Here is a 16,067-nt window from a genome sequence, read left to right as displayed (position 1 = left end):
AATCTGTATCGCAATCCGGTTAACTAATACTTAAATCAGCTGAGAATAAAAACAGGACAACGCGGGACCGGCCCGCGCTGTCATTTCAAGCATGATTCACTAAGGCGACTTACTTTTTCTCGTCGTCTTTAACTTCTTCAAACTCAGCATCAACAGCATCGTCAGCCGGTTCAGCCTGGGCCTGCTCTCCGCCCTGACCTTCAGCCTGCTGAGCCGCTTCAGCATACATCTTCTGAGCCACAGCAGAAACTGCTTCGGTCAGCGCAGCTGTCTTGGTTTCGATCACTTCTTTGTCATCACCTTTCAGCACGCCTTCCAGCTCTTCGATAGCGCTGTTGATCGCTGTTTTTTCCTCTTCAGTCGCCTTATCACCGGCATCTTCAAGAGTTTTCTTAGCGGAGTGAATCATTGCGTCACCCTGGTTACGGGCCTGACTCATCTCTTCAAACTTCTTATCCGCTTCAGCATTGGCTTCCGCGTCCTGAATCATCTGTTCAACTTCTTCATCACTCAGACCAGAAGAGGCTTTGATGATAATAGACTGCTCTTTACCCGTCGCCTTATCTTTTGCAGATACGTTCAGGATACCGTTGGCATCAATATCGAAGGTGACTTCGATCTGAGGCATACCGCGCGGTGCTGGCGGGATATCGGCCAGGTCAAAACGACCCAGTGATTTGTTGCCAGACGCTTGTTTACGCTCACCCTGAACGACGTGAATGGTTACTGCAGTCTGGTTGTCATCGGCCGTTGAGAACACCTGAGACTTCTTAGTCGGGATTGTGGTGTTCTTCTCAATAACCGGAGTGGCAACCCCACCCATTGTCTCGATACCCAGGCTCAGCGGGGTAACATCCAGCAGCAGAACGTCTTTCACATCACCGGACAGTACCGCAGCCTGGATAGATGCACCGATCGCAACCGCTTCATCCGGGTTAACGTCTTTACGTGCTTCTTTGCCAAAGAACTCGGTGACTTTACGCTGCACCAGTGGCATACGGGTCTGACCACCCACCAGGATGACTTCGTCGATATCAGAAGCGGACAGATCAGCATCTTTCAGTGCGATGCGGCAAGGCTCCATTGAACGATCAACCAGCGCTTCAACCAGTGACTCCATCTTGGCACGGCTGATTTTTACATTCAGGTGCTTAGGACCGCTAGCATCAGCAGTGATGTAGGGCAGGTTAACATCGGTAGACTGAGCAGAAGACAGCTCAACTTTTGCCTTCTCAGCCCCCTCTTTCAGACGCTGCAACGCCAGTGGATCACTGTGCAGATCAATACCGGACTCTTTCTTGAACTCAGCGGCCAGATACTCAATCAGACGGGAGTCAAAATCCTCACCACCCAGGAAGGTATCACCGTTAGTCGCCAGTACTTCAAACTGATGTTCGCCATCAACTTCTGCAATTTCAATGATAGAGATATCGAAAGTACCACCACCCAGGTCGTAAACAGCAATGGTTTTATCGCCCTTGGACTTATCCATACCATAAGCCAGTGCCGCAGCCGTTGGCTCGTTGATGATACGTTTAACATTCAGACCGGCAATTTTACCGGCATCTTTGGTTGCCTGACGCTGGGAGTCGTTGAAGTAAGCAGGCACGGTAATTACCGCATCAGTGACCGCTTCACCCAGATAGTCCTCGGCAGTTTTCTTCATCTTCTTCAGAATTTCTGCAGAAACCTGTGGGGCCGCCATCTTCTTATCGTTAACCTGAACCCAGGCATCGCCGTTATCAGCTTCGATAATTTTGTAAGGCACCATCTTGATATCTTTCTGAACCACCTCGTCTTTAAAACGACGGCCGATCAGACGCTTAATGGCAAACAGGGTATTGTTCGGGTTGGTGACGGCCTGACGCTTCGCCGGCTGACCTACCAGAATCTCACCATCTTCTGCGTAAGCAATGATGGAGGGGGTGGTACGATCACCCTCAGCGTTCTCAATAACCCGGGGCTTGTCGCCATCCAGAATAGCAACACATGAGTTAGTTGTGCCCAGGTCAATACCAATAATTCTACCCATTTTTATCACTCCAGTAATTCTGTGCCCGTTCTGACGGGCGAAATTCTTTTAACTTGCTAGCTATATTGGTGCGGATTTATCAGTTTCAAGTCCTGACTTATTCTGCACCTTTAGAAACAATGACCATCGCCGGACGAATCAGACGTCCATTGAGGCTATAACCCTTCTGCATAACTGCCATAACGTGGTTCGCAGCAACATCCGGATTAGGTACCATCGACATCGCCTGGTGCAGCTCCGGATTGAACGGCTCTCCCTCAGGGTTATGCTGCTCAACCTTAAACTTACCCAGGCCTGTAACGAACATATTCAGGGTCATCTCAACCCCTTCACGCAATGCAACCACTGCTTCATCATCGCTGCTGGACGCTTCAATCGCGCGCTCCAGGCTATCGACGACCGGCAGCAGCTCATTGGCAAACTTCTCCAGCGCAAACTTATGCGCTTTCTCTACATCCATCTCCGCCCGACGGCGAATATTCTGCATCTCTGCACGGGTTCGCAATTCCTGATCTTTCAGGGCCGCAACCTGATCTCTGGCCTGTGCCAGATCCTGTTGCAACGCTTCCACATCGACATCTTCAGCGGCAACGTTTTCAGCGACCTGGTCAACGTTTGCATCAGCACCCACAGTCTCTTCAACCGCTTCAGTTACTGCTTCCGGCTGCTGCTCTTCAACCTGAGACTTATCTTCGCCTGCCATCACTTTCTCCAACCATCTGATATGTGAGTTTTCTGTTGAGCTTTTATATGGGGCTATGACAACAGGATTCAAGTGGGTATTTTTAGATTTTTTTAACCAGACTGAGTAGTTATTGATTGCACAGAAGCCATTATTGGCTTATACATTAACCACTGTATAAATACACAGACTAATGGTTATGCTGACTCAACTGAACATCCGCAACTACGCTATTGTCGAAGAACTGGACCTGGAGCTGGAAAACGGCATGACCGTTGTCAGTGGCGAAACCGGGGCGGGCAAATCAATTATGCTCGACGCTCTCGGGCTCACACTGGGTGATCGTGCCGATATGGGCTCCGTTCGCAAGGGCGCTGAACGGGCAGAAATTATTGCCAGCTTCGATATCTCCAATATCCCCACCGCACAGAAATGGCTGAGACACCAGGACCTGGATGACGATGAGTGCATTCTGCGCCGGGTGATCACCACCGAAGGGCGCTCAAGAAGCTATATCAACGGCAGCCCCTGCCCGATCAACAAAGTCCGCGAACTGGGTGAATACCTGATCGAGATTCATGGTCAGCATGAACATCAGCGGTTATTGAAAAAAGATCATCACCGTTACCTGCTGGATGCCTATTCCGGCAAGGGCGAGCTGGCAGGCAAAACCCGTCAGCTGTTCCGCAACTGGCAAAGCCTGAACAACCGTTTGCGGCAGCTGTCAGCTCAGAGTGAAGAACAGACCGCCCGCCTGCAGCTACTCAGCTATCAGGCGGAAGAGCTGGAACAACTGGGAATCAGTGAAGGGGAATATGAAAAACTGGTCGAGGAGCAAAGCACCCTGGCCAATGCCGGTGAGATCCTGCAGTCCGGACAACAGATCCTACAGCTCACCAGCGAGGCTGAAGAGGTTAACTGTTTAAGCCTGCTCAACCAGTGCCAGCATCTGCTGGGCAAGATCAAGGGCACTTCACCCTCGGTCAGCCAGACCATCGAGATGCTTAACAGCGCTCAGATTCAGATCGAAGAGGCTTGTCAGGAGATGAGCCACTATATGGACCGGGTTGAACTGAACCCGAAACGCCAGGCTGACGTTGAAGAGCGACTCAGCAGCATTTTTGATATGGCGCGTAAACACCGTATACCCGCCGAGCAGTTGCCACAATTCTATCTCGGCATCCAGCAGGAGCTGGAGGGTCTGAACATGTCGGATCAGGCACTGGAACAGCTGCATCAGGAAACAGAGAACGCCCGCCAGGCATTTATCGACAGCGCAGAGAGTCTCAGCAAGGCGCGCAAAAAAGCTGCCCTGTCACTCAGGAACGAGGTCAACAAACAACTTCACAGTCTGGGGATGACCGCCGCTGAACTCAGCGTTTCCATCACTCCCTATAACAAAGACCAACTGAATGCCCATGGTCTGGAAGAGGTTGAGTTTCTGATCACCACCAACGCCGGCCAGCCGCCCCGCCCACTGAACAAAGTCGCCTCCGGCGGCGAACTGTCGCGGATATCTCTGGCGATTCAGGTGATTACCGCGCAGACCTCCAGCACCCCAACCCTGATCTTCGATGAGGTCGATGTCGGTATCGGTGGTGCTATCGCTGAGGTAGTTGGCCGGTTACTGCGCCAGCTCGGTGAAAACAATCAGATTCTGGTGGTCACCCACCAGCCTCAGGTAGCATCCCAGGGACATCAGCACCTGTTTGTCAGCAAGCAGACGGTAAAAGATAAGACCCTCACCCGCATCGATCGCCTGAATATGAATCAGCGTGTTGGCGAAGTAGCACGCATGCTGGGCGGTATCGATGTCACCGAAACCTCCCTGGATCATGCCCGGGAGATGCTGGGACTGGATGCCATTAAAAGCTGACACCCGAACACAGCAGAGGTTAGAAACGTAAAAAACCGGCTACGCCGGTTTTTTTTAACTCCGATAATGCCCCTGATATAACTATTTCGTGTTCTTGCAACCATCGGCACACTCACCGTAGAGATAGAGCGTCCGGTCAGTGATTTTAAAACCCAGCTCCTTGGCGATCTGATCCTGACGTTTTTTCAGCGCAGGATCACTGAACTCACGCACTTTACCGCACTTCACACAGACAATATGATCGTGCTGTTCATCCTGAGTCAGCTCAAATACCGAATGGCCACCTTCAAAATGATGCCGTGAAACCAGCCCCGCTGCCTCAAACTGAGTCAGTACACGATAAACGGTTGCCAGACCAACATCTTCATTGTGTTCCAGCAGAAGCTTGTAGATATCTTCTGCACTGAAATGATCACCTTCGCCTGCTTTCTCAAGAATCTGATAAATTTTCACCCGAGGCAGGGTAACCTTCAGGCCAGCTTTACGTAATTCTTGATTTTCAAGTGCCATAATCTTTCTCTATGATGTTTATCTCAACGAATGTTAGACTTGCGATCTCAATTATCTGATTTTATACGCGAAAGTGGAAGTCATTTACTAATGCAAAAAATTCTTATTAGCGTTATCGCCGCTATTTTACTGGCCGGATGCTCCGAATTCCCCGGCGTTTACAAGATCGACATACCACAGGGCAATGTGGTCACCCAGGAGATGGTCGATACCCTCCGCCCTGGAATGACACAGAATCAGGTCCGATATGTTCTGGGCACGCCCCTGATCACCGACAGCTTCAACAATAACCGCTGGGATTATATCTACCGCAACCAATCCGGTGAAACTGGCGCAATCACGCAACAACGCCTCACGGTTCTGTTCGATGCCAATGGCAATCTCTCAGGATTCGCGGGTGACTTCCGTCCCGGTGGCAATCAGCAATAACTACCATCCAGATCAAGCACAGTGAAACACCGGATGCTCTCCGGTGTTTCATACTCCCTGAGCGGTTACACCGCCACCACTCAGGCTGAATCTCTGATCGTCAGCTCTGCGCTTCGCGCTCCGCTTTTGCCTTAGCCGCCCGGCGGGCACGAATCTCTTTGGGATCAGCAATCAGCGGACGGTAGATCTCCACACGCTGACCCGGCTTAAGGATATGCAGTTTAGGATCAGTAATCGCTTTACCAAAAATCCCCATAGGGTCATGCTCAATATCGATCTGCGGAAAAAAATCTGCAATGCGGGACTGAACCACCGCCTCATACGCAGAACAATCCTCTGCCACCTGCAGCGGGATAATCTTCTGTTCATTCGCAAGGGCATACGCCACTTCAACTTTCATCGTGCCCATTATTTTTCAACCTTAAACCGTTAACCATAAACCTGATCAGCGCGATTCACAAAAGCGTCAACCATCGTTGCTGCCATCTGATTAAACACCTTGCTCATTGCCATGCTGGTGAGTTTGCCAGAAAAATCAAACTGCAGACTCAGACTCACCTTACAGGCCTCTTCACTCAGCGGTTTAAAGGTCCAGAGTCCGGACAGACTGGAGAACGGCCCCTCAACCAGCTCTATCCTGATTATCTCCGGCCGCTGCAACTCATTACGGGTGGTAAAACTATACCTCAGCCCCGCCTTGGCGACCTTCAGACTGGCCTGCATCACTTCGTCAGTCGACTCAATCAGTGTAGTCCCGGAACACCAGGGCAGAAACTGCGGGTAACTCTCCACATCATTGACCAGATCAAACATCTGCTCTGCTGTATGAAGCACTAACGCGCTCCGGTCTACCTGTGTCATGCCATCAGCCCAGTTTTTCGATCAGATTGAAAATAAAGATCGCAGTAACCGCGATCGGTGCAATATAACGGATCGTAACCGACCAGGCCAGATAGTAAGCCGGAGTCACAACCGCCAGTTCATCCCGGGTGATCCGCTGGTGCAGAATCCAGCCAGTAAAGACCGCCACAAACAGCCCTCCCAGCGGCAGGAAGATATTCGCGGTAACGAAATCGAGAAAATCAAAGATATTCATACCAAACAGCGCGATATCACTACCAAAATTAAACGAACTCAACGCCGCGATTCCCAGCAACCACACCAGCAACCCCAGAATGATGCAGACCGGCCCCCGTTTCAGACCAAACTTCTCCACCATCCAGGCCACCCCCGGCTCCATCAGCGAAATCGCCGAGGTCCAGGCGGCCAGCGCCACCAATACAAAGAACAAAAAGCCGAAAATCTGTCCACCCGGCATATGACCAAATGCCACCGGCAGGGTAATAAACATCAGACCCGGACCCGCCCCCGGATCCAGCGAGTTGGCAAAGACGATCGGAAAGATCGCCATACCCGCCACCAGCGCGACAATGGTATCCAACGCAGCAATCGTCAGCACGGTACCACCAATGGAAGCGCTCTTGGGCATATAGGAGCCATAGGCCATAATCGACCCCATCCCCAGGGACAGGGTAAAGAATGAGTGCCCCAACGCCACCAGCACGGCATCCCAGGACAGTTCAGAAGGGTCAAAATGGAACAGGAATTCAACGCCTTCGCCGAACGAACCGGAGGTCATCGAATACCCCAGCAACAACAGCAGTAAGACAAACAGCGCCGGCATCATAATCTTAGTGGCCCGTTCCAGGCCTTTATTAACGCCCCCCATCAACACCACCATCACCAGCACCACAAACACCGAATGCCAGATCAGTAACGCCTGCGGATCAGCCAGTAAGTGACTGAAGGCCTTGCCCGCCTGCTCACTGCCGATATCGAGAAACTCACCATTACCCATCGCAGCAACATAGGCCAGCACCCAACCGGCAACGACCGAATAAAAGGAGAAAATCAGAAAACCAGCCAGCGCGCCAACCCAGCCAACCATCGACCAGTTAGGCGAATGGCCCGCCTCGAGCGCCACCTCGCGCATTGAGTTAATCGGACTCTGGCGTCCGCGCCGTCCCACCAGCACTTCCGCCATCATAATCGGCACACCCACCGCCAGAATAAACAACAGATAAACCAGAACAAAAGCACCGCCGCCATTCTGACCAGCGATATAGGGGAACTTCCAGATATTACCCAGGCCAACAGCTGACCCCGTCGCGGCCATAATAAAGACCCAGCGACTGGCCCATGATCCATGGATATTTTGGCGATCTTTCATGCAAATCTCTTAAAGTAGACTGATATTTCAAATAATAAAATAGCCCGGCATTGTCCATATTTTGGCCACTCAATTCAATGACACCGGCCATACACCGGACAAAAAACCCGTTTTAGTCTAAAGTTCGCTGCTGACGATCGCCGGATCATCCTTACCGCTCAATTCTCTTTCATTGCACTGTAACGCTCTATATAATCCCGCCCCATGGCAAAGAAGAAAGCAAAACCCAGTGGCAATACCATCTGCCAGAACAAGAAAGCCCGACACGAGTATTCGATTGATACTAAGTTCGAGGCCGGACTGTCTCTCACCGGATGGGAAGTAAAAAGCCTCCGCGAAGGTCGCGGCCAGCTTGTAGACTCCTATGTAGTACTGCATAACGGCGAAGCGTGGCTTGTTGGTGCCCATTTTACACCACTGAAAACCGCATCCACCCATGTTATTGCGGACCCTACCCGACAGCGCAAGCTACTGTTGCACCGACGCGAAATCGATCGGCTGATCGGTGCTGTTCAGGCTAAAGGATTCACCTGCGTCGCCCTCGCCCTTTACTGGAAGAACGACCGGGTAAAATGCGAAATAGCCCTGGCCAAGGGTAAGAAACAGCATGACAAACGGGATGCAGAAAAAGAGCGCGACTGGAACCGTCAGAAACAGCGTGTTCTGGCAGCGAAGTAGAACTGTTCTCAAGATAAAGCTATATTCTTGCTGTAAACCGGCTATAATGCCGGCCCGTCTGACATAATACTCTGACAGTTTGGTTAAACGAACTATTCGGGCGTTATGTAGTCGGAAATACTATGGGGGTGACTTGGCTTCGACGCTGATTGCGAACCCTTTGGTGCATGTCGTGAGTGTAGTGAATCACGTAAATCAATTACTACACAGTTATAGTTGCAAACGACGATAACTACGCTCTAGCAGCATAAGTCTGCTTGCGCTGCTCCTATAGGTGTCTATAACTAAAGGATTTTGCAGTGTCATTCGAGATAGAATCGCCCGGAAGCTTTGTCTCAAGCTGAACGGTTAAAACCTAAAGAGGCTCGCCCTAAACGCCCTGACCTTCGGGCCGTGCTGGGTTAATTGAATAGAAGTGTCTAAACATGTAGATCTAGAGGCAGAGGATTGGCGGACGCGGGTTCGAAACCCGCCACCTCCACCAAATACCACAAAACAGGCTACCCTCCGGGGTGGCCTTTTTTGTGGTATCAGCTTCGGTGTGGTGGGTATTGAGAAGCCGCGAGCGGGTTCGAACCGAGCGCGCTCTTTGCGCGACACATCATCGTCGCTCTTCACGATGACCCGCAGGGCAAGGCCGGAACGGCCGCAGTAAACCCGCCAGACAGACTTCCAGCTTCTCCCACATTCGGGTAAAAGCAGATATAACTATTCTTCAATAAACTTAACATGGGTTACCCCACCTGCGTTTTGGAGAAACAGACTTTGTATATCTGTCACTATGGTAACTGTGGCCTGTCAAAAAGATTTACATATTATTGCAGATGGCAGAGACTTACAGAGTCAGGCAGATGCTGTAATGTGCGGGACTGCAAAGAGTGCTAAATGGGGATAAGTCCCCAAACTGTATAGAAACCAGCCTGTCTGTTGATTCAAAAGCCCGCCCATATGATCTGCTCTGATCACAATATTATGCGCAAACGCTTAAGCCGCGTTTGATGAAAGGATATACCTCAACTGCTGGAGTCAACTGTCGTGCTATTTGGACTATTTGGTAGAAAAAAGAAAACCGCTGACAAGAGGCCTGAAGCAACGAGTCGGTCCAGCGAATCGACAAGCAAACCCTCCAGGCCTTTCGGGCAGCTTTTGGATGAGCCGGTTGTTGAGGCTACATCGGAATTATCGCAGGAGATCTACAGGTCGCTGACCGAATTCAATCTGTTTGTCGCATCATATATCGATGAGCAACAAGCGGCCCGGGCACAACAACTGTGTGAAAGACTGCCAGATCCAAATCCCGTTCAGGCAAAGTTAGCCGGTGGCCTGGATACACCACAGGAGCTGGTTGCCACCCTTGCCGCTGATCCCGGACTGACAGCAGAGGTGCTGCGAACAGTGAACTCTGCAGCATTCTCATTAACCTCTCCGATTTCAAGCGTTCAGCACGCGGTTAATTATCTGGGGGTCAGTTTTGTTAAGGGTCTGGTCTCCCAGGCCGCAACGGCTGATCAAACCAAAGACTGCTCTGAAGCACAGAGAACTGCTTTGCAGCGGGCCTGGTTATCTACCGCTGTTGCGAGCGCGTTTGCCAATTTATTGGGACAAAATGCGGGTCATCCCCGCCCTTCGGTACTGGCAACCAAAGCCCTGTTTTTCAACCTCGGTGACCTGGGCTTTATCCTCGGTGAGAAAAACGCACACGCCTGGTATGCAGAAGGCATGACAGTGCTTGACAGAATTAAAGCGCAGCAACAGGGTAGCGGTTTGAACGCCGCTATCGTTGGCTCCACATTAGCCCGGAGCTGGGGATTACCGGAAGACATTGAACGGGCCATTGCCAATTCCATGCTGCCGCTGGTCAAGACACCCGCGCAGTTACCACGGGTTTTGAAAGAGGATGAACTGAAAGATACCGTGTTACTTTACCTTGCCGGACGAATCGGTGACCGTGTAGCGTATCGCGGCCTCCGTGACTTGTCCGAATTCAATCTCGAAGCGGCAGATGAACCCGGGATATTTTTTCTAAAAAGCCACCTGGAGACTTCTGACCAGAAACTGGTTATCAAGTTGCTGTCAGATACAGGCTTTCGCAATAAGTTTAATCGACTTCTGTCGACATTAGCTATTTGAACAGGAGGCTACGTCTTATATCAGCCGTTGTGAATGCTTATCCGATAGACTTCCGGGCTTTGTTTGAAGCGCTGTAAATGTCTATCAAAGAATCAGCAATGGCCAACGATAGGCAGCATGCACAATATGAGTCAGAACGGAAAGCCCCCGGACAAGCGTCCCTGCTCTTTCCGGCTTTCAGATCTCCACTACCGTCTGATGCCCGCTATCGAAATAGATTTCATCACAGTTATTGCCCTCGCCTGCCCGGTCAATGATGATAAATTCCTGATCGGGCTTTAACGCAAGCACGGGATGATGCCAGACTCCCCGACTATAGTTAACGCCCTGTCGGCCATTTGTCAGAAATAACCTCAGTTGATCACCGTTCACGCTATCCCCAGGCGGGGCCACCAGAACCAGAAACGGCTCTTCCCCTCTGGAAATAAATGCCTGACTCCCCAGAGGATGCCGCTCCATCATTTTCACCGTGAACGGCATCGGTAATGGCTGAGCCCTGAAGATACTGATAATCGGCTCCCCCTGTGCGGCTGATACATCAACATCAGCCAGGCGATGAAAGCGCTCTGTCGAACCATTATTGATCAGAAAGTGCCGACTTCCCTCGGTTTCAATAACATCGCCAAACGGTTTAAACGCGGCCTTGGTTAAGGGTTCGACCTTCAGAACAGATAACATCGGTTACACCTTCGTCCCGACAGCCTGTTCAATCAGGCCAAACAGACGTAGTCGGCTAATGCCGCCATCGGGGAAAATATTGATACGAACATGGGTAATCATCCCGATATCGTTTAGTTCGGCTGCAAACCCATGCTCACTGTGCATCTCAAGCTTTTGTGAGGGTAAGAGTTCCTGCCAGAACAGGCTCTGGGTTTCTATCTGCTCATCCGTTCCGCCCTTTACATACGCCCCCTGGATTGAACAACTATCGGGATAGTTACCTTTAAAATGCAGGGTATCGACAATCACCTTCTGGATGACGCCCGGATGGCCAAGGGCAACAATAACCCAGTCATTTCCGGGTGTACGACGACGGGCGGTTTCCCAGCCATCCCCCATATTAATACCGCGGCCGGGGTTGAGGATGTTTCCCATCCGACCGAAATGCTCATCGCTACAGGCTATCGCCCGCCCGCCGTTGACCGCCGCTGCCAGATCAACTGACTCCTGCGATGGATGCAAAGACCAGTCCCGGTAAGGAACACCATATATGCGTAAACGGGCAACACCGCCATCGGGATAGATATTGAAACGCAGATGGGACCAGGGACGATTATCCGCGATAGCATGCAAATGGTGACTATCTCCCTGCAGTGAGACCGAAGGCAGAATCTCCTCCCATACCGTGGCATCGGTCGGGTCTCCATCAACGCAATAGCATGCTTCGATGGAAGCGGATGGTGGGTAGTTGCCGGTGAAATAACGGGTATCAATATCCACACCTTTAATAATTCCGGGTACGCCAAGGCGAATGATCGCATGATCATAGCCTTCAAAACGCTTACGACGGGACTCCCAGCCATCCATCCATTTACCGTTATCATCAAACACGCCCTCTTTCCAGACGGGTTCTTCGGGTTGCAGCATTCGATTGACGTCGGCAAACCAATCGTCAGTCACTGCGATCGCTTTAGCTCCCAGACGGGCATCAGCAAGGTTAGTCCATTTCACGGGATCAAAACTATTTTGTTCAATAGCGGTATTCATATTGTCTCCTGGTACTATTTATTCGGGTAATCTGAGGCAGACTAAGCGCAACCTCTAAAATCAGCTTTCCGCTTGCGGGTATGGGTGGTGCTGGTGCCAGTGTCGGGCAATATCAATACGACGACAGAGCCATACATCACGATGCTGTTGCACATATTCAAGAAAACGCGACAGAGCGGCAATTCTGGCCGGACGCCCCACCAGGCGGCAATGTAAACCGATTGAAAGCATTTTGGGGCTATCCGCGCCTTCCTCATAGAGGGTGTCGAAGGCATCTTTCAGGTAGGTAAAAAACTGATCGCCACAGTTGAATCCCTGATTACTGGCGAAACGCATATCGTTGGTGTCCAGGGTATAAGGGATCGTCAGTTGAGGGCGCCCTGACAACATATTCCAATAGGGCAAATCATCATCATAGGTATCAGACTCATACAAGAAGCCCCCCTCTTCAGCCACCAACCGGCGGGTATTAGGGCTTGTCCGGCCGGTATACCAGCCCAGCGGACGTTCTCCGGTTATCTCTGTCAGAATCCCAATCGCCTTCTGAATATGTTCCCGTTCCTCCTCTTCATCCATATATTGATAGTCGATCCAGCGGTAACCGTGACTGCATATCTCATGTCCATCTTTCACCATTGCCCTGATCACCTCGGGATGGCGTTCTGCGGCCATAGCCACAGCAAAAATAGTCAGCGGAATATCATGCTTTTTAAACAGCTTTAACAAACGCCAGACACCTGCACGACTGCCATATTCATAGATAGATTCCATGCTCATATGACGCACCCCAGCCAGGGGTTGTGCGCCTATCATTTCCGATAGAAAAGCTTCTGATTCACTATCACCGTGCAGCACACAGCGCTCTCCTCCCTCTTCATAGTTCAACACAAAAGAAACAGCAATCCGGGCCTTATGTGGCCACTTTGGGTCAGGCGCTGCTTTGCCATAACCCACCAGGTCTCTGTCATACACATTGCTCATAACATGATCCTCTTCAATTTTAATTGTTATTACACCAGCAGTTAGACGCCGACTGTGAGAAGCAGAATAAGAAACACAGAAAAATACAATTGTTTATATAATTACTTTTAATTGTTAACAATGTCTATTATTTTTGTATCGATAAACAATCTACCGCATACAAATCCATTAATTATCTATTTAAAACAATGAGTAATAAGTTCCAATAAATATTCCATAAAGTGAAAAATCCGCCGTTTGACCACTCAGATTAAGACTATGAATAGCTATAAGACCAGAGTTATCTATCGATTAAGAGTCAATCTGACAGGGATAACATCAAAAGATAACACCATAATGCGAAAAACAATATGAAGATAAATTGTTAACAAATAATTGACATGTGAGTAACTAAATGAGACAAAACAGATAACAAAACTCAGTATTAACGTAGAAATCAAAATAAAAATGACCATGAACATGCAGGATAACAACCATGCAGATTCACCTGATTAACCCAAACACCACCGTGAGCATGACTGAAAAGATAGGTGAAGCCGCTACTCGTATCGCCGCTCCCGGAACCACAATCGTGGCAACCAATCCCCGGAGTGGACCGGTCTCTATCGAGAGTCACTTCGACGAGGCTATTAGTGCCGTAGGCGTTGCGGAGGAAGTGCTTGCCGGTGAACGCGAAAATACCGATGCCTACATTATCGCCTGCTTTGGCGATCCCGGTCTGCTGGCTGCACGTGAGCTAACCCACGCCCCGGTCATCGGTATAGCTGAAGCGGCCTTTCATATGGCCACCCTGATTAGCACCCGTTTCTCCATCGTTACCACACTGGGTCGCACCGGCATCATTGCTGAACATCTGTTGCAAAGTTATGGCTTTTCCCATCACTGTCGCCGTATTCGTGCTGCCGAAATTCCAGTGCTCGACCTTGAAGAGAGCAAAAACCAGGCACTGGACCGGATTATTGAGGAGTGCCTGCGCGCGAAAGCGGAAGATAATATCGGCGCCATTGTACTTGGCTGTGGAGGCATGGCAGATCTGCGACAGCAGATCCAGAAAGCGGTTGGTCTGCCGATCGTTGAAGGCGTTACGGCCGCAGTCAAACTGGCGGAGTCTTTGGTGAGTCTGCAACTGGGTACCAGTAAACATGGCGATCTGGACTACCCGCGCCCGAAAGCGTTTACCGGCCAGTTTGAACACTTGTCACAGAGAACATATTGAAGGCTCTTTGTTGATGCACACATCGGTTATACAGATCCAAATACAAATAGATTCAACCGCTATATCAGAACGAACTGATAGGGATTGACCTAAACGCAATGTGAACGGTCATGGCAAATCAGTTTTCTTTAAAAGAAGAATAAAAAGTTAATCGGGAGCTATACTCCCGGGAGGGTCCTGAAATGCAAAATGAACAAGTATTGTCTCCGTCTGAACTTATTGATGACCCGGTCGATACCAAAGCCGCAGGTGAAGAGTCCCTTGCCCCTCAAAAAACCCGGATTATGGGGCGCATATCCTATCTGCTGGCCTGGTTCGGTGGCTGTGTCTCAATCGGCACCTTCGCCATGGGTTCCAGCATCGTGGGTACACTCAACTTACTTCAGGCGACTGTCGCGATTGCCATCGGCTGTTTTATCATCGGTATCGCCCTGAGCCTTAACGGTGCCGCCGGTTATAAATATGGCATCCCTTTTATGGTGCAGGCACGCAGTGCATTCGGCTTTGCTGGTACACGCTTTCCCGGGCTGGTGCGGGCGGTTCCCGCTATTGTCTGGTACGGATTTCAGTCCTGGATCGGTGCCGGCGCTCTCAATGCGGTTTCCAGCACTATGTTTGGTTTCGATAACCTGATCTTTTTCTTTGTCACATTTCAGTTATTACAGATTGGCCTGTCGATATTTGGCTTTCAGGGAATCAAATGGCTGGAAAACATCGGTAGCGGCTTTATTCTGCTATCGCTGGTATATATGTTCTACAGCGTTATCAGCAAATACGGTGATGAGATCACCACTAACCTGGTGAATATCGAGGGCACCTGGGGGGCGCCTTTCTGGGCTGCAACAATGCTGTTTCTGGGTATTTACAGCACCATGATGCTGAATGTCAGCGACTATTCCCGAGAGCTGAAAAAAGGTACAGGGGCAGGCCTGCTGAGTATTATCTACGCCATGTCGATCCTGCCCTGCACCCTGTTTATGGGCCTGATAGGACTGATGGTCTCCGGTGCCACAGGGGTTTCTGATCCTATCCAGGTATTCTCCAGTGCAGTAGACAATACACCTCTGCTTGTCACTACTCTGCTATTTATCGCTTTTGCACAGGTCACCACCAACGTGCTTAATAATGTGGTGCCCCCTACCTATATTCTGATGGACGTTTTCAAGCTCAAATTTCGTACAGCCACCATTGTGGTAGGACTTGCCGCCTTTGCGACTTTCCCCTGGGAGCTGGTGAAGGAGGAATCGTCAGCAGGGTTACAACTGTTCGTACAGACCTATTCAGCATTTCTGGGCCCGATCTTCGCGGTCCTGGTTGTAGACTACTTTCTTCTGCGTAACCGCACCCTGAATCTGGAACATCTGTATAACGAAACAGGACCATACCGTGGCGTCAACTGGGCAGCCATTATCGCTTCCTTGCTAGGGGCGGCGGTTGCACTCACCTTCTCCTCAATTTCATGGTATGCCAGCCTGATACCCGCCGGTCTGACGTACTACCTGCTGATGAACAACTGGTCGGCCTGCACACGTTTTCGCAGCTGAATCGACGCAGAGTCGCCAACAAATGAAAACCGGTTTGAGCGTTCACCGGTTG

Annotated in this window: 15 protein-coding genes and 1 other RNA gene; 7 read left to right on the top strand and 9 right to left on the bottom strand. The window is 50.4% G+C overall.

The genetic code is table 11. The features are described 5' to 3' along the window. Nucleotides 1–109: 109 nt before the first annotated feature. Nucleotides 110–2,032 carry a molecular chaperone DnaK gene (dnaK, locus tag JW499_RS10320; protein ID WP_205210518.1) on the bottom strand — a complete coding sequence of 641 codons (1,923 nt, stop codon included), beginning with the start codon at nt 2,030–2,032 and terminating at the stop codon, nt 110–112. Between the two features lie 97 nt (nt 2,033–2,129). Beyond that, nucleotides 2,130–2,735, bottom strand: coding sequence for a nucleotide exchange factor GrpE (gene grpE / locus JW499_RS10315; protein ID WP_205210517.1), 606 nt, complete (start codon nt 2,733–2,735; stop codon nt 2,130–2,132). A 178-nt stretch (nt 2,736–2,913) separates the two neighbouring features. Between grpE and recN the strand changes: the two genes are divergently transcribed. Then, nucleotides 2,914–4,590 (top strand): DNA repair protein RecN, encoded by a 1,677-nt coding sequence (recN, locus tag JW499_RS10310; RefSeq protein ID WP_205210516.1) that lies wholly within the window; start codon nt 2,914–2,916, stop codon nt 4,588–4,590. Nucleotides 4,591–4,671: 81 nt separating this feature from the next. On the opposite strand, the gene fur is transcribed toward recN, so the two are convergent. Then, nucleotides 4,672–5,100 carry a ferric iron uptake transcriptional regulator gene (fur, locus tag JW499_RS10305; protein WP_205210515.1) on the bottom strand — a complete coding sequence of 143 codons (429 nt, stop codon included), beginning with the start codon at nt 5,098–5,100 and terminating at the stop codon, nt 4,672–4,674. Nucleotides 5,101–5,190: 90 nt separating this feature from the next. On the opposite strand from fur, the gene JW499_RS10300 reads away from it, so the two are divergent. Continuing rightward, the gene (locus JW499_RS10300; protein WP_205210514.1) at nt 5,191–5,529 is read left to right on the top strand and encodes an outer membrane protein assembly factor BamE; all 339 of its coding nucleotides are present in this window, start codon (nt 5,191–5,193) and stop codon (nt 5,527–5,529) included. A 100-nt stretch (nt 5,530–5,629) separates the two neighbouring features. Here the strand turns inward: JW499_RS10300 and JW499_RS10295 are convergent, their stop codons facing one another. The 3 genes from JW499_RS10295 to JW499_RS10285 are packed head-to-tail and all read right to left on the bottom strand — an operon-like array spanning nt 5,630 to nt 7,759. After that, nucleotides 5,630–5,929 carry an RnfH family protein gene (locus tag JW499_RS10295; protein ID WP_416135406.1) on the bottom strand — a complete coding sequence of 100 codons (300 nt, stop codon included), beginning with the start codon at nt 5,927–5,929 and terminating at the stop codon, nt 5,630–5,632. A gap of 29 nt (nt 5,930–5,958) precedes the next feature. Then, entirely contained in the window at nt 5,959–6,390 is a 432-nt protein-coding gene (locus JW499_RS10290; protein WP_205210512.1) for a type II toxin-antitoxin system RatA family toxin, read from the bottom strand. A 4-nt stretch (nt 6,391–6,394) separates the two neighbouring features. Beyond that, nucleotides 6,395–7,759 carry a sodium-dependent transporter gene (locus JW499_RS10285; RefSeq protein WP_205210511.1) on the bottom strand — a complete coding sequence of 455 codons (1,365 nt, stop codon included), beginning with the start codon at nt 7,757–7,759 and terminating at the stop codon, nt 6,395–6,397. A gap of 204 nt (nt 7,760–7,963) precedes the next feature. Between JW499_RS10285 and smpB the strand changes: the two genes are divergently transcribed. From smpB to JW499_RS10270, 3 genes are all read left to right on the top strand, one after another. Next, complete coding sequence (gene smpB / locus JW499_RS10280) at nt 7,964–8,437, top strand: SsrA-binding protein SmpB (RefSeq protein ID WP_091355097.1); 474 nt, start codon at nt 7,964–7,966, stop codon at nt 8,435–8,437. Nucleotides 8,438–8,561: 124 nt separating this feature from the next. Beyond that, nucleotides 8,562–8,921, top strand: a transfer-messenger RNA (tmRNA) gene (gene ssrA / locus JW499_RS10275). 662 nt (nt 8,922–9,583) lie between these two features. Then, the gene (locus JW499_RS10270) at nt 9,584–10,567 is read left to right on the top strand and encodes an HDOD domain-containing protein (RefSeq protein ID WP_205210510.1); all 984 of its coding nucleotides are present in this window, start codon (nt 9,584–9,586) and stop codon (nt 10,565–10,567) included. A 177-nt stretch (nt 10,568–10,744) separates the two neighbouring features. Here the strand turns inward: JW499_RS10270 and JW499_RS10265 are convergent, their stop codons facing one another. The 3 genes from JW499_RS10265 to puuE are packed head-to-tail and all read right to left on the bottom strand — an operon-like array spanning nt 10,745 to nt 13,255. Beyond that, nucleotides 10,745–11,245 carry an ureidoglycolate lyase gene (locus JW499_RS10265; RefSeq protein ID WP_205210509.1) on the bottom strand — a complete coding sequence of 167 codons (501 nt, stop codon included), beginning with the start codon at nt 11,243–11,245 and terminating at the stop codon, nt 10,745–10,747. 3 nt (nt 11,246–11,248) lie between these two features. Next, a complete protein-coding gene (gene alc / locus JW499_RS10260; RefSeq protein ID WP_205210508.1) occupies nt 11,249–12,274 on the bottom strand; it encodes an allantoicase in 1,026 nt (341 codons plus the stop codon). 60 nt (nt 12,275–12,334) lie between these two features. After that, nucleotides 12,335–13,255: an allantoinase PuuE gene (gene puuE, locus JW499_RS10255; RefSeq protein ID WP_205210507.1), complete on the bottom strand. Its 921-nt coding sequence runs from the start codon at nt 13,253–13,255 to the stop codon at nt 12,335–12,337. A gap of 475 nt (nt 13,256–13,730) precedes the next feature. On the opposite strand from puuE, the gene JW499_RS10250 reads away from it, so the two are divergent. After that, a complete protein-coding gene (locus tag JW499_RS10250; protein WP_232846333.1) occupies nt 13,731–14,471 on the top strand; it encodes an aspartate/glutamate racemase family protein in 741 nt (246 codons plus the stop codon). Between the two features lie 182 nt (nt 14,472–14,653). Continuing rightward, nucleotides 14,654–16,015 (top strand): NCS1 family transporter, encoded by a 1,362-nt coding sequence (locus JW499_RS10245; protein ID WP_205210506.1) that lies wholly within the window; start codon nt 14,654–14,656, stop codon nt 16,013–16,015. Nucleotides 16,016–16,067 lie beyond the last annotated feature (52 nt).

This window comes from Amphritea pacifica, from assembly GCF_016924145.1.
GTDB classification, from domain to species: domain Bacteria; phylum Pseudomonadota; class Gammaproteobacteria; order Pseudomonadales; family Balneatricaceae; genus Amphritea; species Amphritea pacifica.
This window is presented reverse-complemented; position numbering and strand designations above follow the sequence as displayed.